General features: G+C 33.8%; 25 protein-coding genes. 19 read left to right on the forward strand and 6 right to left on the reverse strand.

Features of this window, described 5'->3' with window-relative positions; genetic code table 11:
• Window positions 1–189 precede the first annotated feature (189 nt).
• The 7 genes from hdhA to J6D32_RS00115 all read left to right on the forward strand — a co-directional run bounded on the left by hdhA (window position 190) and on the right by J6D32_RS00115 (window position 6804).
• The gene (hdhA, locus tag J6D32_RS00085; protein WP_006784635.1) at window positions 190–996 is read left to right on the forward strand and encodes a 7alpha-hydroxysteroid dehydrogenase; all 807 of its coding nucleotides are present in this window, start codon (window positions 190–192) and stop codon (window positions 994–996) included.
• Window positions 997–1133: 137 nt separating this feature from the next.
• Window positions 1134–2495: an MATE family efflux transporter gene (locus J6D32_RS00090; RefSeq protein WP_155234888.1), complete on the forward strand. Its 1362-nt coding sequence runs from the start codon at window positions 1134–1136 to the stop codon at window positions 2493–2495.
• Window positions 2496–2535: 40 nt separating this feature from the next.
• The gene (locus J6D32_RS00095) at window positions 2536–3747 is read left to right on the forward strand and encodes a GNAT family N-acetyltransferase (protein WP_006784637.1); all 1212 of its coding nucleotides are present in this window, start codon (window positions 2536–2538) and stop codon (window positions 3745–3747) included.
• A 135-nt stretch (window positions 3748–3882) separates the two neighbouring features.
• A complete protein-coding gene (locus J6D32_RS00100; RefSeq protein ID WP_009606130.1) occupies window positions 3883–4542 on the forward strand; it encodes an amino acid ABC transporter permease in 660 nt (219 codons plus the stop codon).
• Window positions 4523–5200, forward strand: a complete 678-nt coding sequence (locus J6D32_RS00105; RefSeq protein ID WP_009606117.1) for an amino acid ABC transporter permease — start codon at window positions 4523–4525, stop codon at window positions 5198–5200. Before J6D32_RS00100 ends, J6D32_RS00105 begins: the two co-directional genes overlap by 20 nt.
• Before the next feature lie 9 nt (window positions 5201–5209).
• On the forward strand, window positions 5210–5950 hold the full coding sequence (locus tag J6D32_RS00110; RefSeq protein WP_006784640.1) for an amino acid ABC transporter ATP-binding protein: 741 nt from the start codon (window positions 5210–5212) through the stop codon (window positions 5948–5950).
• A 14-nt stretch (window positions 5951–5964) separates the two neighbouring features.
• Entirely contained in the window at window positions 5965–6804 is an 840-nt protein-coding gene (locus J6D32_RS00115; RefSeq protein ID WP_147633184.1) for a cysteine ABC transporter substrate-binding protein, read from the forward strand.
• A gap of 114 nt (window positions 6805–6918) precedes the next feature.
• Here J6D32_RS00115 and J6D32_RS00120 read toward each other — a convergent pair whose 3' ends face one another.
• From J6D32_RS00120 to J6D32_RS00135, 4 genes are all read right to left on the reverse strand, one after another.
• Window positions 6919–7983: a linear amide C-N hydrolase gene (locus J6D32_RS00120; RefSeq protein ID WP_353734597.1), complete on the reverse strand. Its 1065-nt coding sequence runs from the start codon at window positions 7981–7983 to the stop codon at window positions 6919–6921.
• A 215-nt stretch (window positions 7984–8198) separates the two neighbouring features.
• Window positions 8199–8441, reverse strand: coding sequence for a hypothetical protein (locus J6D32_RS00125; RefSeq protein ID WP_229040062.1), 243 nt, complete (start codon window positions 8439–8441; stop codon window positions 8199–8201).
• Between the two features lie 100 nt (window positions 8442–8541).
• Window positions 8542–9480, reverse strand: a complete 939-nt coding sequence (locus J6D32_RS00130) for a 2-keto-3-deoxygluconate permease (protein ID WP_006784644.1) — start codon at window positions 9478–9480, stop codon at window positions 8542–8544.
• Window positions 9481–9495: 15 nt separating this feature from the next.
• Window positions 9496–10242, reverse strand: a complete 747-nt coding sequence (locus tag J6D32_RS00135; protein ID WP_006784645.1) for an SDR family NAD(P)-dependent oxidoreductase — start codon at window positions 10240–10242, stop codon at window positions 9496–9498.
• A gap of 143 nt (window positions 10243–10385) precedes the next feature.
• Between J6D32_RS00135 and J6D32_RS00140 the strand changes: the two genes are divergently transcribed.
• The 7 genes from J6D32_RS00140 to J6D32_RS00170 all read left to right on the forward strand — a co-directional run bounded on the left by J6D32_RS00140 (window position 10386) and on the right by J6D32_RS00170 (window position 17566).
• The gene (locus tag J6D32_RS00140) at window positions 10386–11573 is read left to right on the forward strand and encodes a PucR family transcriptional regulator (RefSeq protein WP_006784646.1); all 1188 of its coding nucleotides are present in this window, start codon (window positions 10386–10388) and stop codon (window positions 11571–11573) included.
• Window positions 11574–11688: 115 nt separating this feature from the next.
• On the forward strand, window positions 11689–13440 hold the full coding sequence (locus J6D32_RS00145; protein ID WP_009607115.1) for a glycerophosphodiester phosphodiesterase family protein: 1752 nt from the start codon (window positions 11689–11691) through the stop codon (window positions 13438–13440).
• Between the two features lie 488 nt (window positions 13441–13928).
• Window positions 13929–14699 carry an MGDG synthase family glycosyltransferase gene (locus J6D32_RS00150; RefSeq protein WP_055163862.1) on the forward strand — a complete coding sequence of 257 codons (771 nt, stop codon included), beginning with the start codon at window positions 13929–13931 and terminating at the stop codon, window positions 14697–14699.
• On the forward strand, window positions 14696–14980 hold the full coding sequence (locus J6D32_RS00155; protein WP_006784649.1) for a glycosyltransferase: 285 nt from the start codon (window positions 14696–14698) through the stop codon (window positions 14978–14980). The genes J6D32_RS00150 and J6D32_RS00155 overlap by 4 nt, the downstream gene beginning before the upstream one ends.
• Before the next feature lie 22 nt (window positions 14981–15002).
• A complete protein-coding gene (locus tag J6D32_RS00160; protein WP_230311880.1) occupies window positions 15003–15716 on the forward strand; it encodes a polysaccharide deacetylase family protein in 714 nt (237 codons plus the stop codon).
• Between the two features lie 455 nt (window positions 15717–16171).
• A complete protein-coding gene (locus tag J6D32_RS00165) occupies window positions 16172–17023 on the forward strand; it encodes a DegV family protein (RefSeq protein ID WP_155062173.1) in 852 nt (283 codons plus the stop codon).
• A gap of 21 nt (window positions 17024–17044) precedes the next feature.
• Window positions 17045–17566 (forward strand): DUF1836 domain-containing protein, encoded by a 522-nt coding sequence (locus tag J6D32_RS00170; RefSeq protein WP_055163856.1) that lies wholly within the window; start codon window positions 17045–17047, stop codon window positions 17564–17566.
• A gap of 177 nt (window positions 17567–17743) precedes the next feature.
• Here the strand turns inward: J6D32_RS00170 and J6D32_RS14040 are convergent, their stop codons facing one another.
• Both J6D32_RS14040 and J6D32_RS14100 read right to left on the reverse strand, forming a co-directional pair.
• Entirely contained in the window at window positions 17744–18004 is a 261-nt protein-coding gene (locus J6D32_RS14040) for a nucleotidyltransferase substrate binding protein (RefSeq protein WP_202966579.1), read from the reverse strand.
• Between the two features lie 164 nt (window positions 18005–18168).
• Window positions 18169–18279 (reverse strand): nucleotidyltransferase domain-containing protein, encoded by a 111-nt coding sequence (locus J6D32_RS14100; protein WP_503004011.1) that lies wholly within the window; start codon window positions 18277–18279, stop codon window positions 18169–18171.
• Window positions 18280–18460: 181 nt separating this feature from the next.
• On the opposite strand from J6D32_RS14100, the gene J6D32_RS00175 reads away from it, so the two are divergent.
• The 5 genes from J6D32_RS00175 (at window position 18461) to gmuD (ending at window position 24603) form a co-directional block, all read left to right on the forward strand.
• Window positions 18461–19132: a response regulator transcription factor gene (locus tag J6D32_RS00175; RefSeq protein ID WP_006784655.1), complete on the forward strand. Its 672-nt coding sequence runs from the start codon at window positions 18461–18463 to the stop codon at window positions 19130–19132.
• A gap of 66 nt (window positions 19133–19198) precedes the next feature.
• Window positions 19199–20203, forward strand: a complete 1005-nt coding sequence (locus tag J6D32_RS00180) for a sensor histidine kinase (protein ID WP_009607505.1) — start codon at window positions 19199–19201, stop codon at window positions 20201–20203.
• A gap of 116 nt (window positions 20204–20319) precedes the next feature.
• Window positions 20320–21087: an ABC transporter ATP-binding protein gene (locus tag J6D32_RS00185; RefSeq protein WP_006784657.1), complete on the forward strand. Its 768-nt coding sequence runs from the start codon at window positions 20320–20322 to the stop codon at window positions 21085–21087.
• A complete protein-coding gene (locus J6D32_RS00190; protein WP_155229875.1) occupies window positions 21080–23011 on the forward strand; it encodes an FtsX-like permease family protein in 1932 nt (643 codons plus the stop codon). The genes J6D32_RS00185 and J6D32_RS00190 overlap by 8 nt, the downstream gene beginning before the upstream one ends.
• A 203-nt stretch (window positions 23012–23214) precedes the next feature.
• Window positions 23215–24603: a 6-phospho-beta-glucosidase GmuD gene (gene gmuD, locus J6D32_RS00195; protein ID WP_055163845.1), complete on the forward strand. Its 1389-nt coding sequence runs from the start codon at window positions 23215–23217 to the stop codon at window positions 24601–24603.
• Window positions 24604–24745: the final 142 nt, after the last annotated feature.

Genomic DNA, 24745 nt, shown 5'->3' on the forward strand with positions numbered 1-24745 from the left:
ACTTGATTGGTTATGAGCTACTACGCGAAGTGGTCCTCAGTAAATGACTCGCTCTACGAAGTAAGCTATTATCACTCCTGAGTTTGTATCTTTGCGAAATGAGATAGTCAATATAAGTAACGTTATAAAAAATCGAGTATAAAAAACCTCCATAATATCAATTATAATGATTAGATTGGAGGTTTTTTTATGCGAAAATTAGAGAATGCAATAGCTCTTGTCACGTCTTCAACAAGAGGTATTGGGTTAGCGTGTGCTAAGAAGTTAGCGAGTGAGGGTGCCATTGTTTATATGGGAGTTCGTCGTTTAGAGGTCACTCAAGAAATTTGTGATGAAGTGGCTAAAGAGGGTTTGAAAATGAAGCCTGTCTTTTTTGACGCCTACAACATTGATTCTTATGAAACGATGGTAGAAGAAGTGATTAGGGAACAAGGTAAGATTGATATTTTAGTTAATAATTTTGGAACTGGAAGACCGGAAGTAGATTTAGATTTAGTTAGTGGAGATGAGAAAGCTTTTTTTGATATTTTAGAAGCGAATATCGGATCAGTTTATCGTATCTCTAAACTGGTGATTCCTCATATGATTAAACAAGGAAAAGGAAGCATTGTTAATATTTCATCGATTGGTGGAACGGTCCCAGATATTTCTCGTATTGGTTATGGTGTTTCAAAAGCAGGCGTTAACAATATAACTCAACAAATCGCTATGCAGTATGCGCGCTATAATATAAGATGTAATGCGGTATTACCAGGTTTAACAGCAACCGATGCAGCTCTTGATAATATGCCAGAACAATTTATTAAGTCTTTCTTATCGCATGTTCCTTTAAATCGCATGGGAACACCTGAAGACATGGCGAATGCGGTTCTATTTTTCGCTAGCGATGATTCTTCTTATGTAACGGGGCATATTATGGAGGTATCAGGTGGTTATCATTTAGGAACACCACAATATGCTGATTTTGTTGGTCGTAAAGTAGTTGAGGAAAAGTAAATAAAAATCCCACTGAAAAGATATGTCAGTGGGATTTTTATGATAGATGTCAAAAAACTGGTAATAAAAAATACAATGAATATAATATTATTAGAAAGTGAGCATTTTAGTTTTCTAGCAAAAAAAGGGGTTATACAATGAGTCATGAAAAGTTGTTTGAAAATAAGTCAATTCAACATTTGATTGTTCTATTTTCATTTCCAACTATTTTTTCTTTAGTTTTGGAGTCATTCGTTTCAATGATTGATACAGCATTTGCGGGGCACCTTGGAAGTATGAGTAGTATTGCTTTGTCAGCAATGGGGCTTTTAACACCTATCTTACAAATCTTACTAGCAGCTCAACTGATTTTTGGGGTATCCACAAGTATTGTCGTTTCGAAACGATTAGGTGAAAAGAATCAAGAAAAGGTAAATGAAACGTTTACGATTGGATTTTATGGTTGTGGAGTGTTTAGCATTGCTATTTCACTATTAATTTTTTTATTACAAGATCCGTTGCTATTTGTTTTAGGGGCGAGTGGTGAGGTTAGACGGTATGCTTTACAGTATTTAAATTTGGCACTAATTTTCAATATTTTTAATTCGCTCGGTTATATGTTAGTTAATATGATTAGGGTGTTTGGTTATCCTAAAATGGAAATTATTATCGGGGTTATTTCAACGCTCAGTAATGTGTTCTTTAACGTGCTCTTTACGTTTATTTTAGGACTTGGATTTATTGGGATTGCCTTTGCTACACTAACAAGTAGTGTCATCTACTTTAGTTGCGCCGTTTTATTTTTAATGCACAAAAAACTGTGGATGAAGAAGGTCCATTTAACTATTAATCCATCGAAAGAGATTTTGATTTCTATTATTAAAATTGGATTTGTGCAGTTTTTGATGCAAGCTCTTAATAGTGTCAGTGGCTTTGTTATTAATCGTCGTTTAATTGGACTTGGATATGTTTCGTCAATTGGAGCCTTCGCCATCTGTAATAATATAAATACGGTGATTTTGTTACCATTAATTGGGTTAACACAGGGGAGTCAATCTGTTATTGCGTATTTCCATGGGCGTCAGAACCATCAATCTGAGAGAATAGCGAAACAAAAAATTGTGAATTATAGTTTAATTTATGCTTTGGTAATCACGATAGTCAGTCTCTTATGGACGAGACCGTTATTAATGATTTTTACGAGTGATGAGAGTTTAATCCAGTCTGCGATTCCGATCCTTAGAATTATGGTAGCGGGATTTCCATTTATGGGAATCATTTATACATTGATTACGTTTATGCAAGTATCGAAAGAAGAAGCAAAGGCTAGCCAGTTAGAGGTGGTAAGGCAAATTGTTTTACTCATTCCTTTAGTTATTGTTTTTTCGGTTCTTTTTTCAAGATTTAATATTTTTAATATTTCAGCAGAACAGGGAATGTTCTTAGCTTTTCCTTTAACAAATATGATTATCGTATTGTTTTATTTTAAAAAGATTAAAACGATTTATAAGGATGACTAAACAGCTATTTAGATAGTAAAAAATAAAGGGAGACGGATTTATGAGTAGAAAAAAACAGTTGAAAATGAGTAAAGTTGGATTAGAGCATTTAGAGCAGTACAATCAATTACTGAGATATGTATTTCAGGTGACAGACCAAGAACTTCAAGAAATTGGATGGCAGGAAAAAGAAATGATTCGAGCTAAATCCCCAACGCTTGAGCGAGCAGATGTGATTGGCTGGTTTGATCGGGACCAATTGATTTCGCAAGTTGCGATTTATCCGATGCGTGTCCGTATTTTTAATCAGACATATGATATGGGGGGCGTGACAGGGGTTGGAACTTATCCTGAGTATGCGAACCAAGGACTGATGCATAAATTACTAATAGAAGCGTTAAAACATATGAAAAATCATAACCAACCTATTTCTTATCTTTATCCGTATTCTATTCCTTATTACAGACGCAAAGGATGGGAGATTGTATCAGATAAGATTGTGTATGAAATTAATGATTATCAATTGCCTAAGCATCGACGCGTGAGTGGGGAAGTTGAACGTGTGGATGCTGAAAGTGAAGAAATTAAAAAAGCATATGAACGCTTTGCTTATCAAACTCATGGTGCCTTACTTCGTGATGATTTAGCATGGAATGAATATTTTCTATGGGATAGTGACGATTTAATGGCGGCTATTTATTATAATGAAGCAGGGTTTGCCGATGGGTATATTCTTTATTTTATTAAGGACGAAATTTTTAATATTAAAGATATGATTTTTATAAATGAGGAAGCAAGGACGGGACTTTGGAATTTTATTAGTGCCCATTTTTCAATGATAAAAAAAGTAATTGGAAATACGTATACGGATGAACCATTAGCTTTTTTACTTGAGGATGCCGATATTAAAGAGACCATTTCACCGTATTTTATGGCACGAATTGTTGACTTAGAAAAATTTATTGAACAATATCCATTTAAGCCAGATACGATTGCAAGGGAGTGGACTTTTACAATGGATGATCCGCTTCTTTCGTGGAATCAAGGCTCTTTTACGCTAAGTATTGATACGGAGGGTGTCGGTAAAATCAAACGTACCAGTGTGAAAACAGGGGATCGCATTGATATCCAAACCATGACGACGATGTTACTTGGATATAAGCGTCCTGATTATCTTCATAAGATTGGTCGTTTGAGTTGTAGTTCAAAGACATTAGATATGTTAGAGGATGCGATTGAGCAACAGACACCTTATTTTTCAGATTACTTTTAAAAAATGAAAAAAGCTCTCAAGATTGTTCTTGAGAGCTTTTTTGTAGATTAATTTCAATACTTTCTTATTTTTAACGAACATTTTTCTGGGCTTAATATACTATATATCAAGAGGATTATAGTTAGGAGGGAGATAATGGATTTTCAATTTATAAAAACGTATGCACCGATGTATGTAGAGGCTGCTAAGTTAACCATGAGTATCGCTCTTTTGGGAATCTTATTGTCTACTTTAGTTGGATTTATCTGCTGTTTAATTCGATATTATAAGATTCCAATTTTACAACGTGTGATTGGGATGTATATAGAACTTTCAAGGAATACACCGTTATTAATTCAATTATTTTTTCTATATTTTGGATTACCGAAGTTAGGGATCTTTTTAAGTTCATATGCATGTGGAGTACTTGGATTAACTTTTTTAGGTGGGAGTTATATGGCTGAGGCTTTTCGAAGTGGACTCGAGTCCATTCCTGACATTCAAATGGAGTCGGGATTGAGCCTTGGTTTAACCAAATGGCAAGTCTTATGTTATATTATTTTTCCTCAAGCAGTAGCAGTCTCGCTGCCTGCTTTTAGTGCAAATGTGATTTTTTTAATCAAGGAAACATCTGTCTTTAGTGTCGTTGCATTAGCAGATTTAATGTATGTAGCAAAAGGATTAATCGGGCTTTATTATAAAACTGACGAGTCCTTGTTGATGTTAGTTGTTGCGTATTTAGTACTGTTATTACCTATTTCATTAATTTTAAGTGTTATTGAGAAGAAGGTGCGTTATGGAGGAGTGGGGAATTAATGTTTTATTTGAAGGAAAAAATTTCATTCGATTGTTACAAGGACTAGGAGTGACATTAGAAATTTCTTTGATTTCTGTGATGATTTCAGTTGTTTTAGGCCTTGTAATGGGGATGTTGATGAGAGTGAAGACAAAGGTCGTTCGTCTAATCTGTCGTCTTTATTTAAATACGGTTCGAATTGTTCCACAGTTAGTCTTATTGTTTTTAGCTTATTTTGGTTTGAGTAAATCTTTTGGGATTAATTTATCAGGAGAAGTGGCCTCTATTTTAGTGTTTTCTTTTTGGGGAATTGCTGAAATGGGAGATTTAGTACGAGGGGCTTTAGATTCAATCCCAAAACATCAGTATGAGACAGCGTTGGCGATTGGATTGAATCAGCGTCAAATTTATCAATATATTATTATTCCACAAACGATTAGACGATTACTTCCACAAACGATTAATTTAGTGACGCGTATTATCAAAACGACTTCATTAATTGTTTTAATTGGAGTCGTTGAGGTCGTAAAGGTAGGACAACAAATTATTGAGGCTTCACGACTAACAGTTCCGACGGCAGCTCTTTGGATATATGGGGTTATTTTTCTACTTTATTTTTTAATCTGTTATCCGATTTCATTGGCTGCAACAAAACTAGAAAAGCATTGGGAGGAGTGAGGTGAAGAGATGAGCTCAACGATATTAAAACTAGACCAGATTACAAAAAGTTATGATAATCAGATTATTTTCTCTAATTTGTCATTAGAGATAAAAAAAGGGGAGGTCGTCGTCGTTTTAGGACCTTCTGGCTGTGGAAAAAGTACATTGCTACGATGTATGAATGGATTAGAGAGTATTCAAGCAGGAGAAATTTTATTAGAAGATGAGGTGATTAGCAATCAGCATAAAAAGATGCATTTAGTTAGACAAAAAATTGGTATGGTTTTTCAAAGTTACGAGTTATTTCCACATTTGAATGTGTTGCAAAATATTACGTTAGGTCCTATTAAAGCACAAAATCGGGATAAGGTCGAGGTGGTAAAAGAAGCAGAGCAATTATTAGAACGGGTGGGGTTATTAGAAAAGAAAAATGCTTATCCACACCAACTATCAGGTGGTCAAAAACAGCGTGTTGCGATTGTTCGGGCACTTTGTATGAAACCAGAAATTTTATTATTTGATGAGGTGACGGCTGCGCTTGATCCAGAAATGGTACGAGAAGTATTAGATGTGATGCTTTCACTTGCTAAAGAGGGAAGTACGATGGTCATTGTAACTCACGAAATGCAGTTTGCTCGTGCGATTGCAGATCGAATTATTTTTTTAGATGAAGGACAGATTATTGAAGAAAGTGATCCAGAAACATTTTTTACGAATCCTAAAACGAATCGGGCTAAACAATTTTTAAATCTGTTCACGTTTGAATGAAAGGAGAATTTAGAATGAAAAAAGTTTTTTTATGTTTCATGAGTTTCTTATTAACGTTAGGAATTTTAGGGGCATGCGGTGAATCAAATACTAGTCAATCAGAAGCGAGAAGTATTGAAGAGATTCAAGAGAGTGGAAAAATTATTATTGGTGTCTTTAGTGATAAAAAACCGTTTGGTTATGTTGATTCGAATGGGGATTATCAAGGTTATGATGTTTATTTTGGGAATCGAATTGCACAAGACCTTGGCGTAGAAGTTGAGTACGTACCGGTTGAAGCGGCAAGTCGTGTTGAATATTTAGTGTCTAATAAAGTGGATATTATCTTGGCAAACTTTACAGTGACTGAGGAAAGAAAAGAAAAAGTAGATTTTACTTTACCTTATATGAAAGTGGCACTAGGAGTTGTTTCTCCAGATGATGCGTTAATTACAGATGTCGAACAATTAAATGGGAAAACGCTCATTGTTAGTAAAGGAACAACAGCAGAAACTTATTTTACTGAAAATTATCCAAATGTAAATTTATTAAAATTTGATCAATATAGTGAAGCCTATAATGCGCTACTCGATGGTCGTGGAGATGCTCTTTCGACTGATAATACAGAAGTATTAGCATGGGCACTTGAAAATGAAGGATTTAGTGTTGGAGTTGAATCATTAGGAAGTATTGATACGATTGCAGCAGCTGTCCAAAAAGGCAATGATGAGTTATTAGACTGGTTAAATAATGAGATTGTAGAGCTTGGAAAAGAGGATTTCTTCCATGCCGATTATGAAGAAACATTAGCGCCAGTTTATGGTGATGCGGCAACGCCTGATAATATTGTGGTTGAAGGTGGCGTTATTGAATAATTTTGAATAAGGTATGTCTCATGAGAAAAATTTATCGATGAAGATTTGAGAGTCTTGAAATCTTTTAAACAAATAAAGAGCCTCTTAGGATTGTCTAAAGAGGCTCTTTTTGTATTAATTAAGATATTTGATGTCATTTACAGGATTTAATTCGAATTGAACAGCTTGTTTTTTCTCAATTAATGGGTTCATATCCACACATTGAATACGCATGTTTTGGTAGCTTACCCAGTAATAGCGAAGAGATTCAGAGCACATAACGGCAGTGTAAATCGTGTAATCAAATAAAACGACGCCACTATCATGCTCCGTAATGGTTTTATCTTCGCCAACTTCAACGATCCCCATTGGAAATTGAACGTTTTTAAATGTTTGGAACATATAGGTAACAGCTTCGGTTTCATTTTTTCCTTTGCAGGCGTAATTTTTGAGGAAGGCTAAACGTGTAAATCGAGATGGCGAGCTAAAATCTCCTGGCAGTCCAGCTGCTCCGCTCCCTGAGAAACAGGCTTCAATCGTATCGTCATTCAGTGTAACGCTTGAATAATCGAGACTTCGTATATTGCAGTAATTTAATAAATTGGTACGATGCCAATCGTAATTTGGACTATTTGTTAAGACGCCCATTGAATGTCGGTGAATCTTCAGTTTATCTACATCAGGTTCAATGATGATGGTTTCTCCTGTACGGTCACTAAACATCCAGTGAGTATAACGGATATCCCCGAAGACAGGCTTTGCGATAAGTGTAACATCATTTTCTAATTTTGAAATGACTTCTTCGACGGTAGCACACATACTTAAGAAGTAAGTAACGGCAAAGATAGGTTGTAAGGGGATGGTTCCTTCCTTCACTTCATCAGCATATTTAGCAAACTCACGATAGTAGAGTTGCCCCCCCATTAATCCTTTCTCATTAATGCCTTCAAAAAAAGTTGGAGTTGTTTTTAAGATTAAGGATCCCATTCCTAACACACCATATGAAGAGGTTAACTTGGTTGATTCATCTAGATTTTTTTCAATAGCTGTTCCACAAGCGTAGAAAGTTGTGCCACTTGGAACAAAGGTTATTTTGCTATCTGATGCAATGCGATTGAAATCGAAGTTTCTCCCCCAAAAATGTTTTTGATCCTCACTAATCCAAGATAGCCCGCTACATCCTGCACTCAGAGTTTCTATCGATTACTTTATCTTATTATCGTTCATGATAATCCTCCTATCTTTAGTATATTTAGATACCATTTAGTTTACGCATAACTTGTTTTTTTATCGTTATTGAAATATTTTTATTACCAATTAATACGTAGAAAGCATGAAAGTAGAGAAGTGAAGAAAATGTGATTATATATAGTTAAAAAGTTCAAGATGCGTTAAGCGTCTTGAACTTTTTTGGATTATTCTTGATTTGTTTTAAAGCTTGCTGCAAATTCATGTAAGACATTGTGGACTTCATCTACATGGTTTGGTTTTATTAAGACTGTAATTTGAGGAATAAAGGCACCAATATCGGCACGTGTAAATGTTCCTGCTTCTTGTTTTTTAAAACATTCATTGACTAATTTTTGAGCTTCATCGACTTTTCCATCTTGAACGCGTTTTAAAATATAGTCTAAAAATTGAGCTTGTTTATTATTCATCATGAAACCTCCTGATATAATATCAACTTTATTATGTCCAAGTCTTTCATGAATATTGCTATTGTTGATCATTATTTTTTTTCATTGAAAAAGACGGTTGTTAAACCGTCTTTTGAGCTTTTTTCTCATTTTGTTTGGCAACAAAGCTTGTGAGCATTGGTGTTAAAAAGGCTGTAATGATGACTGAAGCAGCAACTTGAGCGGTAGCAACAGGAGCAATTAAGACATAAGTTGGATCAACCGCTGCTAAAGCGGCAGGATTAGCAACGCCACTGGCTGCAGTACTTGAAATTGAAGCTCCGGCAATTCCTGAACCACCTGTTAATCTATCAGCTCCAATTGTAATAGCCCCAACAATAAAGACCGTAATTAATCCAAGTAAAATTCCAGATAACCCACCTTGGAATAATTGCTGAATCGACATTCCACAACCAAGTGCAAATCCAACGACGATAATACTTGGAGTCACCCCAGCGCTTAGATTTTTCTTAAGCCATGGCGAGCAACTTCCTAGAATTAATCCAAGGATAAGCGGTAAAATCGATCCGATGATTGGCCAGATTGAAATACTTGCAAGGCCAGCAGAACTTAGAGCAATCATCGTAACAGTAGGTCCGACACTTAAAGATGTAATTCCTACAGCCCCTTTGTCAGAATCGTCACCGTACTGTGCTACAATCCCTGAATAAAGTGCGTTGTTTGCAACAGAGATGGCACTAATAATAGCTAAAGCTGACAATCCTAAGAAATTGTCATTGAATAGGAAGGCCACCCCAAGCCCTAACAAAACTGACATTAATACTTTAGTGACAATGACAACGGCCCCTTTTTTTATAGCGCGTGGTGTACTTTTAATATCAATACTGGCTCCTAAAAAGAATAGGAAGATTCCAACCAAAGCACCTGTTCCATGCACAGCATTTGTAAAGAATCCCCCAATTTCTAAAACTTGAGGAACGAATGAATTTAGTAAAACGCCAATTAGCATTGGGACAACAATCGTGTCTCCCGGAAATCGTTTGTATTTTAGTTTTGCCATTATGATCCCCTCCGATTAGTCTAATACAATACCACCATCACAGTCCCCAATCTCACCGTTAACGAAGCTTGCTGCATCAGAAGCAAAGAACAAAATCATTTGAGCAATCTCAACGGGTTCAGCAGCACGCCCAAGTGGAATCATACCAATAACTTTTGCATTTTTCTGTGCATCTTCAGATAAACTTTTTGTCATTGCCGTATGAGTAAATGATGGGCAAACAGCATTACAACTAATTCCGTATTTTCCACCTTCCTTAGCGATAGCCTTTGTTAGGCCATTAACCCCAGCTTTTGAAGAAGCATAGGCTGCTGTTCCAAGCAAGCCTCCTCCAATTTTTCCAGCTACAGATGAAACATTAACGATGCGTCCCCCTTTTTTCTCAATAAAATAAGGATAAATAGCTGAACAAGTGGTGAAAGTACCGGTCAAATTAATACGAATGGTTCTTTCCCATTCTGCATCACTAATTTCTTGAAATGGTAATTTTGAAATCACACCTCCGACGTTGATTAAACCGTGTACTCGATCAAAATCATTTAAGACAGTTGAAATAACTGAACGGATATTATCGCAGTCTCCAAGATCGATTTTATAAAAAGAAGCATTTCCAAGTTCCTCTGCCGTTGCTAATCCGACTGCCTCGTTAATATCTAAAATAACGGCATGTCCGCCACCTTCAACAATTCCTCTTGCAGTTTCTTTCCCAATTCCTTGAGCTCCACCCGTTACTAAGATTGTTTTACCTTTGAAATTAAACATTTTACAAGCCCCCCTCATTTTTGTGAAAAAAATCATTAATTAACTTACGCTAACATTATAGCACTGAAGGCATAAACGGAAAATGTGAGCATAGCCTAGAAAGTAGATGAGGTATTAGGCTACTAGCACAAAGGAGAGAGAATGTGAAAGAGGAATTAATACAATCCATTTTGCAAGGAGAATCGTTTGAACAAGTGGTCGATAAAGCTGCGAAGTATTTAAATAACCCACTGGTTATTATTAATAATTCTTACAATATTATTGCTCATTCTTCCTGTATTAAAATAGATGATTTGATTTGGAACAATGCAGTTAGTAGAGGTTATATTACCCTTGAATTTGCCACGACGTTAAATCATTGGCACACATTAAAAGATAAGAATCGAAAATATGAATGCATGACGGTTGATCAAATCAATGAACGAAGACGTCGTTTTTATAAACTTGAGATTAATCATCAATTACTAGGGTATCTTAATATTACGGAAGTAAAACATGATTTTGATGATTTAGATGAGGAATGTTACTACTTCGTTAGCCAAGTGTTAGCAAAGGAACTTCTAATCCAACAAAAATTAATGCCACCAAGTGATCGGCTTCAAAATGAAGATATTTTATTAGAATTACGACGTGACAACTATATTAATCGTATTCATCTTTATGAACGGGTTCAATTTAGTCATTTAAAGATGACGTCGACATATCGAGTATTATGCTCAGATTTAAACGATTTTTTATCCTATAATGCAGATGAAGATGATTTTAAGCATGAACTTTTATCCCATTTTCCCGGTTCAACCATTATTGTTGTGGATAAAATTTTGATTATTTTGGTGGAGGAGAGGGCGGGCTTATTTAATAAGGAGCTAAATGATTATTTAAAGTTTAAACAGTTGATTCTTGGCATTAGCGATGTTTTTTATGAGTTATTTGAGTTTAAACGGTATGAGAATCAGGCGATTAGTGCTTATGAGAATCGTAAGTATTTGTTAGATGATTTTGATAGATATGTGTTTTATGAACAGGTTAAAATTTATGATTTACTAAGGCAGATTCCAAGAGAAGAATTACTATATTTTTGTCATCGAACAGTTTTAAACATTTATGAATATGATAAAAAGTTTGAAACAGACTATTTAAATACACTAAATGTTTATTTAAGAATGAAACAAAGTATAAAAGCAACCTCAAATTATCTGTATCTGCATCGTAATACCATTAACTATCGGATATTAAAAATTAAAGAGCTCTTTCATTTAGATTTGGATGATTATGCGGTGGTCAATCAGTTACTATTTTCATGTCAAATCATACAGGTTTGGTGTAAGTAAAGAGGATCATCATAAATTTATTTTACTTATTACATCATTTGTGATATTTGTTAATTAATACTATTTATTATAGTCATTGAAATTATAGTTTATTAGGTAAAGAGGGATTGAAACAATGGGGCTAGAACTCAAGAATGCATTTGCTTTATTTAAGTATAATTTTAAAGGGATTCTCTTATTTGAACTGCTATTTAAGCTGATGTCATGGATGATTTATACACCGATTTTACTTCTTTTATTTAGGTTATCAGTTTATATGAGTGGTTATGGATTTATTACAGTTGAAAATTTTATGTCGTATTTATTACGACCATCTACTTTGATTATTATTTTTTTATTGCTTGGTTTTTTTACATTACTGTTGTTTTGTGAAATTAGTGGTTTAGTGTACGCTTTTCATGCATCGTATCACCGGGTAAAAATATCGTGGTTTGATCTATTTTATTTATCCTTGAAGTCACTTTTCAAGTTAATTAAAACAAATCTGGTGATAGCACTGATTGCAGTAATGGGAATTTTAATGTTTTATTTTAATATTCGAGGAAGCTATTTTCCAAAATTAACACTGACGGGTGTGGTAAATGACTATATTGTCTCGAATCGATTATGGATGATTTTATTTTTGATTGTTGGGGTGTTGTTTTCAATCGGATGTGTAAGATGGATGTATTGTCCTCATTGGTACAATTTATCGGATTTAAGTTTAAGCTCATCTATTCAGGCGAGCGTTAAAATGACACATCATCGATTTTTAAATAGTGTAGTAAGGGTAATTTTATGGTATGCAACCGTCATTGTGTCCGTTTTATTACTTGAAACAGTTGGATTTGGTATGATGGCTTTGTTAACTGAAACTTTAAATCAGTTTTCTATTTGGATTTTTACAGTCAAGATTATTGTTTTTATGAGTTTAATTTTATTAATGACCATCTTTTTGATTCCAGCCCAGTATTGTCAAATAAGTGCCAGCTATTATCATTGGTTACATGAGAAAAGAATTGGCGTGCCAGGTTGGAGGAATATAAATTTAGATTCTTCCAAAAAAGTAATGAGTATCTTTATTCTATGTTGTTTTTGTTTCATTGGTGCTGGATTGATGATGGGGTCTAATATTTATAAAGATACGTTTGAGACATTATCCCTTATCAGACAGACTGAAATAACAGCTCATCGTGGTTATTCAGCAATGGCGCCTGAAAATACAATGCCCGCGATTGGGTTAGCAATTGAGCATGGGGCAGATTATATTGAAGTTGATGTTCAAAAAACGAAAGATGAGGTGTTAGTACTCTTTCACGACCGAACACTCAAAAGAATGGCAGGAATAAAGAAAAAAATAAGTGATTTAACATATGATGAGTTATCCACGATTGATCTTGGAGCATCATTTGATGATATTTTCGAGGGAACACATATCGCAACACTTGAAGAAGCTTTAGAGTTATGTGCAGGTCGTGCCAAACTAAATATTGAATTGAAATCGTCTGAGGAGGATTTAGGAAGACTGGTTGTCGATATGGTAGCAAGCCATGACATGCTTGAGGATATTGTGATTACAGCAGCCGACTATGAGGCAATAAAACGAGTTAAAGAATATAATAACGAAATTATGACAGGATATATTACATCAGCCCTTTACGGTGATGTGAGTGAGATGAAGTATGCAGATGTATTTAGTCTGCAATCAAGTTTTATTACAGCTGATTTAGTTGCAGATATTCACCGTCATGGAAAATTAGTTTTTGCTTGGACCGTTAATAATTTAAATGAAACGAAGCGTTTAATGGAATTAGGTGTAGATAATATTATTACAGATTATGTGGAGCATACACTTGAAGTTAAAGCTTCTTTAATAAAAGCAGAATAAAAATTTTAAAAGGTGACTTTTGTTATTTCGACAAGAGTCGTCTTTTTTTGTTTTTTGCGCTTAAATAGAGAATAGATTGGAAAAACTAATACAAAAGTTTAGTTCCTCACATCTTTTGCAACGTTCTTTATTAGGTTTAATCTACGTTTTTGCCTAATAGTTGAGGAGTGTTTTGTACGCAAAACGCTAGGAAATCTACATATCTAAGAACAGTTACAGTCCATCATATTTTTGGGAATGGGTCCCCTGCGCTACGGATGAGGTTGCGAATCGTATCTTTCCTCCACCAGTAGGGAATGGGTCCCCTGCGCTACGGATGAGGTTGCGAATCGTATCTTTCCTCCACCAGTAGGGAATGGGTCCCCTGCGCTACGGATGAGGTTGCGAATCGTATCTTTCCTCCACTAGTAGGGAAAATAAAAGTTTTGAGGGTGTATAAAACTTATCTGGACTTACATATATCGTATCGATTGAAGGGAAGTGATAGTTTGAATATTCTAATCTTAACAGCCAAGTTTGGAATAGGACATGTCTCGGTGTCAGAAGCTATTCGAGAGGAAATTTTATTAACGTATCCTCATGCAACGATTCATGTCGTAGATGTTATTGACTATTTATTCCCTCATCTCAATAAATGGATTTATGGTGGATTTAACTTTATGGTCACGAAATGTGCCTTCATCTATAATATGTTTAACAAAATAACAGATAGATATAGTCATATGCCTTTTAAGACTATTATGACGCATAAGATTGAGCAGATGTTAAAGATGTACGAAGCTAATTTTATTATTACGACTTGCCCAGTATGTCCGCAATATATTTCAACATATAAAGAGATGAAGCAAGATGATATTCCACTCTATACGTATATAACAGATATCATGGTGCATGAAGAATGGATAGCCTCTCAAACAGATTTTTATTTTGTAGGAGCAGAAAAAACTAAATTAGATTTACTTCAAAAGGGTGTATCAGCTTCAAAAATTAAGGTTTGTGGCATTCCGGTTAAGCAATGCTTTAAAGGCCCTTCACAAGAGAAAAAAGACAAGAGGTTAGCAAAACGTGAAGTGTTAATTATGGGTGGGGGACTAGGATTGATTTCATCACCAGATCATTTTTTAAAACAGTTATCAAGGCGAGAAGATATTAAATTAACCATGATTACAGGGCATAATACAAAACTTTGTAGTAGAGTGAAAAAAAGTTTCCGAGTATTGAAGTTATTGGCTTTACCAATCATGTTGCAGATTATATGAAACGTGCTGATTTATTAGTGACGAAGTCAGGTGGGATTACGATGTTTGAAGCCATTCATACACAAACACCACTTTATATTATTAATCCTTTTTTAATACAGGAGATTGAAAATGCAAAATATATTGAAGAGGCCCGTATTGGAAGAGTTATATGGTCAAGTAAGAGACAAGAGGTTACTAGAGACATCTTAGAGTTACTCGAAAATAGGGAAGATCAACAAAGAATGAAAGATAATATGAAAAATATTAAAAACCATTTTATCAACTCTAGTCCCCTTTAATATATCCAAAATAGAGGTGAAGATGTTGAGAAAAAAAGTCATTTGGATAGGTTTATTAGGTATTTTGGGGTATGGTGTTATTCCATCTATTTGGGTTAGAATGAAAAGATTAATTTTTAAGAAAACAAATGGGCATACACTTTATTTAACGTTTGATGATGGACCAGATCATTTTTATACACCACAATTATTAGATCTATTAAAAAAGTATCAAGTAAAAGCTACTTTTTTTGTAGTAGGACGGTTTGCTTTAGAAAATCATGATCTAATTAAACGGATTCAACAAGAAGGACATTTAATTGGTTTTCATTCTTATGAACATAAAAATGCTTTATGGAAAGCACCATCTTATATGAAGAAAGATTTTGATAAAGGAATAGAAGTTATGAAAGATTTAGGTATTAATGTAAGGTATTATCGGCCACCATGGGGATTAATTAATTGGATGACGTTAGTGCAATTACATCGCTATAGATTACGACTAATCATCTGGCATGTGATGGCTGAGGATTGGCGAAAGAAAAATACAAGTCAAATGATTAAAGTTAAATTAATTGAAAGAACAAGAGCAAACGATATTATTTGTCTACATGATGGAAGGGGAAAGAATCGTGCTCCAATTCACACGATTGAGGCATTAAAAGATGTTATACCGTTGTGGATTTCAAAAGGGTATAAATTTGAAACAATTGATCGGTATACCAGTTCAAATAAATCATCTTCTTTACGAATCTAAACCTTGTAAGTAGCCTATTAGTGTTGCGTATGGCGAAGTTTTGATAAATTTCAACATTGGATAAAGTGACGATCGAAAGAGAGGATAGATTATATAGAAGAACCTTCTATCCATTTATCATTCTGTTAAGTAATTGAGTATAAACTCACTGTACAATATTCTAAAATTAAAACAATTAATAGTGCTGATAACTTATGTTAAAATGTGTAAAAGAACAGATTCATAAGGATTTAAATTACAATATATCTAAATAAAAAAATGACGGTCGTTATTATCAACATCCTGGGTGAAATTATTTCGCCCTTTTTTGTTTATATTTGACAACGCTTTATATTTTACAGAATCTCCTCAATAGTTTGATTGACAAACTTAATTTAAAGTGTTACTCTAAAACATATAGTATTTAATACTATATGTTTTAGAGAGTGTGACTTTTTAATTTGGAGGAACAGAATATGATTAGAATTATTTCAGACTCATCAACACTTTATTCAGTTAAAGAAGCAAAAAAACACAACTTTGATGTAACACCGTTAAGTGTAACGATTAATAATAAAAGCTACAAAGAATTAGTTGAAATTCAAACAGAGGAATTTGTTAAAATTATCAATGAAGGACATTTACCTATTTCATCACAACCATCAATTGGAGAAGTGGTGGATGTTTATAATCAATATCCTGAAGATGAAATTATCAATATTACATTAGCTGATGGATTATCAGGAACTTATAATTCAGCTTGTACAGCACGTACAATGGTTGATCATGCTGAAAATATTACTGTCATTAATTCACGAACACTTTGTGGACCACAACGTTACTTAGTTGAAGTGGCGGTTAAATTAGCACAGGCAAATAAAACAAAAGCAGAAATTATAGAAGAACTAGAAAAATTAATTCAAACTTCAAAATCATTCTTAATTCCTAATGACTTTGATTATTTAGTACGAGGGGGACGTTTATCTCCTCTTGTAGGAAAAATCGGTGGATTAATTAAATTAGTTCCTGTTATGACATTATCAGAAGATAGTACGCGATTAGATAAGTTCGCAACTAAACGCACCTTCAAAAAAGCTATTCAAGAAATTTGTGATTGCTACAAAGAAATGGGTGTAAATGAACAGTATAAAATTTATATTACGCATGCTTGCAATGAAGAGTTGGCAAATATAGCTAAAGACGTTATAATTAAAAATATTGAAAATGTTGAAACAGAAATCATGATGTTAACCCCAGTGTTTACAACTCAAGGTGGACCAAACTGTGTTGCCATTCAAGTTATTAAAAAATATGAAATTTTAGGTTAAGAGATAGGAAGAGTTATCATAATGTATATTGAAGAAACTGAGCTAAAAGATATTTTAGATTTTCATTGTCCGAGATATAACGAATTACCGAGCATTGCTCTTTATAAAGATCAAGTGATTCTTTATATCGAAGAGACGTTAAAACCTTTAAATTTAAATCCAGAAGAAAAATTATTAACACCAACCATGCTCAATAATTATGTTAAACAAAAAGTTGTTTCTCCGCCATTGAATCGAAGATACAATGAAAAGCATTTAGCTTATTTAATTGTTGTGTGCTTGTTAAAACAAGTCTATAGCCTGACGGAAATTTGTGAGTTAATAAAAAATCAAATTGGGAGCTGCCCGACAGAGGTGGCATATGATTTATTCTGTGATGAACTTGAAGATGCTCTAAAATATGTTTTTAGTCGTCGTGATCAAGAGCTTTCAACACCAGATCCGGTCACTCTTGAAAGAGAAATCGCACAATCTGTTGTGCTCTCATTAGCCAATAAATTATTTATTCAAAAATATTTAATTGAAAAACGAAAAATGAATTAGTAATTTAACCTAATTATAATAAAAAAATTCTCTTGGAGCGTTAATCTCCAAGGGAATTTTTTATTTCTCAATTTCAGTTAAGTTATTTAACTTTTGAATTAAACAATCAATAGCCTCAACATAGTCAGAAACAATACGATTCGCAATATCATTTGCTGCATCTTCACTATAAAGATGTCAGGTTGCATTTTTATCTTCTAGCAGTCTAATCCATAGTTGTTCATCATCAATCAGGTTATTACTGTATGATTTTTTATAAATCATTTGTGGAAAAGTCACTTCTAACGTGATATCAGAGTATTTGAAAAAGTCTTGTTGTGTTTTATGTGTTAGTTCATAAGTAAATTCAAATCTTTGAATTAAAGATATTATTGTTTCCGTCAGATAAAAGAAGAAACTTCTATTAATCGAGCATACGCTTTTTTCAAGTTTGTAAATTTATACTGTAACTTTTTCATAGATTATCATACCTTCTTTTAGTACTTGAGATAACAAATAAGAGTTACATCAAATTCTAGAAGTGTATTGCCCTTTGTATTAATTTCTTCAACAAATAAAGAAATGGAGCCTGTTGAATACACTGCTAAATCGATATCGCTTTGTTAATGATTATCTCCGCGTTCCCGTGATCCAAAAAGTAAAATTTTTGAGATGTTATCGTAATTTGCTGCAACGATTTTAATTTCTTCTATAATTTTTTCATTCAGATTCATTATGTTCACCTTATTATAGTGATGGTAAAGAGTAGGATATTTAATAAGTTTATTATAGCCTAATGTTAGCAAAATGAGGGATAGACTTATAGGTAGAATTAAAATGTGGATAAATCTAGAAGTTTTAGTTTAAACTTGTTGACACTTGTGTATAATTAGACTATCGAAGGGGGTTACGGTTATGTATAAAGTGTTAATTGTTGAAGACGATGAAACCATTGCTATGTCACTTCAGAAGGTGCTAACTCAGTGGGATTATGATGTGAAGTGTGTAACAGATTTTAAAGAGGTTATGAACGACTTTATCAATTTTAATCCTCATCTTGTTTTATTAGATATATCACTTCCATATTTTAATGGGTATCACTGGTGCGCTGAAATGCGTAAGTTATCTCAAATCCCAATTATTTTTATTTCATCGATGTCCGATAATATGAATATCGTCATGGCAATGAATATGGGAGGCGATGATTTCATCTCTAAACCTTTTGATTTAACGGTTATGGTGGCGAAGATACAGGCTTTACTTAGACGATCATATTCTTTTTCAGGAACATTGAATGTGATTGAGCATCAGGGAGTTATTTTGAATTTGAATGATGCAACAGTTGAATATCAGCAGACTAAAATTGAACTAACCAAAAATGAATTTAAAATATTACAATTACTTTTAGAAAACAAAAGTAAAATTGTCAGTCGTGAAGAAATCATGGAGTGCCTGTGGTTAAGTGATAGCTTTATTGATGATAATACTTTAACCGTTAATGTGACTCGTTTAAGAAAAAGGTTAAATGATATCGGATTAGAAAACTTTATTAAAACGAAAAAAGGGATTGGCTATATGGTGGAATAGATGAAGGATGATAAAAGATAAGTATTTCTAAATAATAGGAATGAGTGGTTGAAGAAGGAGTAAGAGATGAATAAATGGAAAATTTTTGTGGCATATATAAAAGATCAGTTGAAACTGATTTTATTGAATGTTTCCTTTTTAATCAGCGCATGCATTATTTTTATGCTTTATAATCTTCATTTTGAAGCTATCTTTTACGTTATGTTTTTATGGTTATTTGTCGCTTTTATTTATAGTCTCTTTGATTTTTCTAACTACTATCAAAAGCATCAGCAATTACAAGTTATCAAAAAGGAAATTGAGGTTCATTTAGCGACGCTACCTATATCCAATCGATTGATTGAACAGGATTATCAACAAGCATTGTGTCTTCTGCAAGAGGAACGATTAAAGATTAAACTTCAATTTGATAATAAGCAAACTGAGATGATGGATTATTATACAATGTGGGCACACCAGGTTAAAACACCAATTGCAGCGATGAAATTATTAGTTCAAACAGAACCAAGTTCTGTAAATAAGGAGTTACTAGAGCAAATTTTTAAAATGGAGCAATATGTTGATATGGTACTTGGATATTTAAGAATCGATGAAATGTCAGCTGATTTAATGTTACAAAAATATCGGCTGTCTGATCTTGTGAAGCAGGTGATTCGAAAGTATGCAAGTCAGTTTATTCGAAAAAATATAAAGCTTGAGTTTCAAGAGATGGAGACTATTGTTATTACTGATGAAAAGTGGTTGGTGTTTGTACTTGAACAATTATTGTCAAATGCTTTAAAGTACACAAACAGGGGGACGATTTCTATTTATATGGATTTTATTAATCCAAAAATGTTGGTCATTGAAGATACTGGAATTGGAATCGCCGAAGAGGATTTGCCACGTATTTTTGAAAAAGGCTATACGGGATATAATGGACGAATGGACAAAAAGGCGACGGGAATTGGTCTTTATTTGTGTCACAAAATCTTGAATAAACTAGGTCATAATGTTGAGGTGACATCTGAAATAGGTGTTGGAACTAAGGTAATGATTGATTTAAGTCGCAAAGAATCAAGGTATGAATAAGCAACCTTACATCAATGTAAGGTTAGCAGTTGGAAATGTAAGACCATGAAATGGCAGAGCATTTCCTTTTTTCTTATAATAAAACTATAATCGAGTTTAGAAAAGGAGGACGTGCAATGTCATTACTTGAGGTGAATCATTTAAAAAAGGTGTACACAACACGTTTTGGGGGAAACCAAGTTGAGGCGTTAAAGGATGTTAATTTTTCAGTGGAATACGGTGAGTATGTAGCCATTATGGGAGAGTCTGGTTCTGGGAAAACAACGCTGTTAAATATTTTGGCGGCACTTGATAAACCGAGTAGCGGAGAGGTTTTATTAAATGGAAAAAATATTATTGGGATTAAAGAGGGACAGATGGCGGCATTTCGCCGTGAACATTTAGGATTTGTTTTTCAAGATTTTAATTTACTGGATACCTTCTCATTAAAAGATAATATTTTCTTACCCCTTGTGTTATCAGGAACTCACTATAAGGAGATGATGGCACGATTAACACCCATTGCCAACACACTTGGAATTTCAGAACTTTTAGAAAAGTTCCCATATGAAGTATCAGGTGGGCAAAAGCAACGGGCGGCAGTTGCTCGTGCTTTAATTACAAATCCAGAACTTATATTAGCAGATGAACCGACAGGGGCTCTTGATTCGAAATCAACGGATCAGTTACTCGACTTATTCACGACTATTAATGAATCTGGTCAAACCATTGTCATGGTAACTCATAGTACGAAAGCAGCAAGCCATGCAAATCGTGTATTGTTTATTAAAGATGGGGAGGTATTTCATCAATTATATAAAGGTTCAATGTCAAACGAGGAGATGTTTGAGAAAATTTCTCATTCCCTAACGGTCATGACTACTGGGGGGCGAACTCATGAATAAGTTTCTTTATCCTAAACTTGCTTGGATGAACATTAAGAAAAATAAGCAAACGTATATGCCATATATTCTGACTTGTATTGGCACAATGATGATGTTCTATGTGATGCATGCCATTTCTTTAAATGATGGATTACTTAATATGCCAAATTCTATGTCTTTACAAAGTATTTTATCAATGGGCGTTGTGGTCATCCTCATTTTTTCAGTTATCTTCTTACTGTACACGAATAGTTTTTTAATTAAGCGACGTAAGAAAGAACTTGGTTTATTTAATGTGCTAGGGATGGAGAAAAAACATATTGCTTGGGTATTGTTTTTCGAAACCCTCTTTACCTCGTTGATTAGTTTAGCATTTGGATTATTCGGGGGGATTATTTTAAATAAATTAATGTTCGTCCTACTACTAAGGTTATTAAAATTTGATATTCCACTAGGCTTTGAACTAGATATGGCATCTATTGAATTTACAGCGCAATGTTTTAGTCTTATCTTCATTCTGACGTTGATTTGTAACTTAGTTCAAATCTGGATGTCTAAACCAATTGAGCTATTAAAAGGTGGACAGGTTGGGGAAAAAGAACCGAAAACAAAATGGATTAGTGCCATCATTGGTGTTCTTTCGTTAGGAATTGGATATGGGATTGCTTTATCTGTTGAGACGCCTCTTGCTGCTATTCCTTTGTTTTTAGTCGCTGTTATCTTTGTCATGATTGGGACGTATGAACTATTTACAGCTGGAAGTATTGTGGTGTTAAAACTACTTCGAAAAAATAAGAAAATCTATTATAAAAAACATAACTTTATTGCGATATCAGGCATGATGTATCGTATGAAACAAAATGCTAAAGGATTAGCGAATATTTGTATTTTAAGTACGGCTGTGATTGTCATGTTATCTACAACGGTTTCACTGTATGTTGGGATGGAAGAATCGTTACATACTCAATATCCACAGGATGTTTTCCTTCGAGGAAATGATGTCAATGATGAAAAGATTAATCGTATAAATCAAATATTAGATGATAAAGTTAATGAATATCAGATAAAGCTTAAAGATGAGTTTCATTATAAAAGTAAATCGATGATGGCGACGTTAAAAGACGGAAACTATGCTTTAGGCCAAAATATAAGTTCTGATAGTTATTCATTTGGATTTATCTCAATCGATGATTTTAATCGATTAGAACAAACTGATATTCAGTTGAGTGTTGATGAGGTTCTAATCTTTTCAATATCGGGAACGTATGGAAAAGATTCAATAATGATTAATAATCAGGTATATCAGATTAAGCAGGAATTTGATGAAGTCAGTTTTCAACCCAAACAAGAAAATTCACTTTTTCCAGTCTATCTTTTAATCGTCAATGATATTCAAATTTTTGGCGAAGAGGATGTGTATTATAGTGTAGGATTTAATGTGGATAACACAGATGAAGTATCAGTAGAGTTTGTAGATTCCCTAAACACTGAATTTAGATTGAATTCCATTGATGCGTATGTTTCAGGGGCAGCATCGAGTCGAGCTGATTTTTTGATGACGTATGGTGGATTATTTTTCTTAGGAATTTTCCTTGGAACGCTCTTCTTAATGGCAACTGTATTGATTATTTATTATAAACAGGTTTCAGAAGGTTACGATGATAAAGAGCGTTTTGAAATTATGCAACGTGTGGGGATGAGTAAACAAGAGATTAGAAAAACGATTCGTGTTCAAATTTTAATGGTCTTTTTCTTACCACTTATCTTCATGATGATTCATATTGCGTTTGCCTTCCCGATTATTACAAAGTTACTCGCTTTGTTCGGATTGATGAATACCCAACTTTTTTTAGCAGCTACGATTGGAACGATTGTCATCTTTGCTAGTATCTATGCATTAATCTTTAATTTAACAGCTAAAACATACTATAAAATTGTAGAATAAATAACGTTTAAACCCGATTAAATCCCCATCGATTTAATCGGGTTTATTTTGTTGTTATTAGTTATAAAACTGTCTAATAAAAGTCCACTGTTTATGAGATTTGTTCACTAAAGAATTAAAAATGAAAGTGCTATAATGATGCTAGCTAACATAGGGTTAGTCTTTTATGGAGAACTAATTAAAGGATAAAGAGGTGGACTAGTATGAGTTTAAAGTATGTATTTCCCAAGGATTTTTGGTGGGGAACGGCAACTTCAGGACCGCAAAGTGAGGGAGGTGCTGATGTAGATGGAAGAGGGCAATCTATTTGGGACTATTGGTTTCAAATTGAACCAGAAAAATTCCATAATCAAGTTGGACCAAAAGATACATCGACTTTTTATGCTAACTATAAAGATGATATTCAGTTATTAAAAGAGACGGGGCATAACTCATTTAGAACATCGATTCAATGGAGTCGTTTAATTCCTGATGGGATTGGTCGAGTAAATCAAAAGGCAGTAGATTTTTATAATAATGTTATCGATGAGTTAATTGAAAATGGTATTGAGCCATTTATGAATTTATATCATTTTGATATGCCAGCCACTATGCAAGAAATGGGTGGATGGGAAAATCGTGCGGTTGTAGAGGCTTATGCTGAGTATGCTAAGGTCTGCTTCGAATTATTTGGAGATCGTGTTAAACACTGGATCACATTTAATGAGCCGATTGTTCCGGTTGAAGCGGGTTATTTATATAATTGGCATTATCCAAATGTCATGGATGGAAAACGCGGGATTCAAGTCGCCTTCAATACGATGTTAGCGAGTGCAAAAGCAATAGAAGTTTATAAAAGCTTAAATTTAGATGGCCAAATCGGGGTTGTTTTAAATTTAACACCGTCTTATCCACGTTCGATTGAAAATCCTGATGATGTTAAAGCTGCACATATTGCGGATTTATTCTTTAATAATAGTTTCTTAGATCCATCAGTTAAAGGAGAGTATCCAAAAGATTTAGTTTCATTATTAAAGGAACATGATGTATTACCTCAATATGAAACAGAAGACTTAGAGGTTATTAAACATAACACAGTTGATTATTTAGGGGTAAATTATTATCAACCTCGTCGAATTAAAGCAAAAGAAAGTGAAGTTAATAAAGACATCTTTATGCCAGATTGGTTCTTTGACTATTATAAGATGCCAGGTCGTAAAATGAATCCTCATCGTGGATGGGAAATTTACGAAAAAGGGATTTATGATATCTGTCTTAATATAAGAGATAATTATGGTAATATTCCATTTTATATATCTGAAAATGGGATGGGAGTTGAAGGGGAAGAACGATTTCTAAATGCCGATGGAATGATTGAGGATGATTACCGTATTGAGTTTATTCAGGATCACTTAGCATGGTTACATAAAGCGATTCAAGAGGGGGCCAACTGCAAAGGATATCATCTGTGGACGTTTATTGATTGCTGGTCATGGTGTAATTCGTATAAAAACCGATATGGATTAATTTCACTGGATTTAACGACGCAAAAACGGACGATTAAAAAGAGTGGTCACTGGTTTAAGCAATTATCTGAACAAGGGGGATTCTAGTATGACAAAAATTATAAAATTAAATCCATTTTATAGCGAAAAAGTTTGGGGTTATGAAAAATGGAATCTCTCTACACATCGTAACGGATGCTCGACTTTAGTAGATACTAACGAAAATTTACATGATTATTTACAGAAAGAT

The sequence above is a fragment of the Turicibacter sp. genome, assembly GCF_017941855.1.
Lineage (GTDB): Bacteria > Bacillota_I > Bacilli_A > MOL361 > Turicibacteraceae > Turicibacter > Turicibacter sanguinis.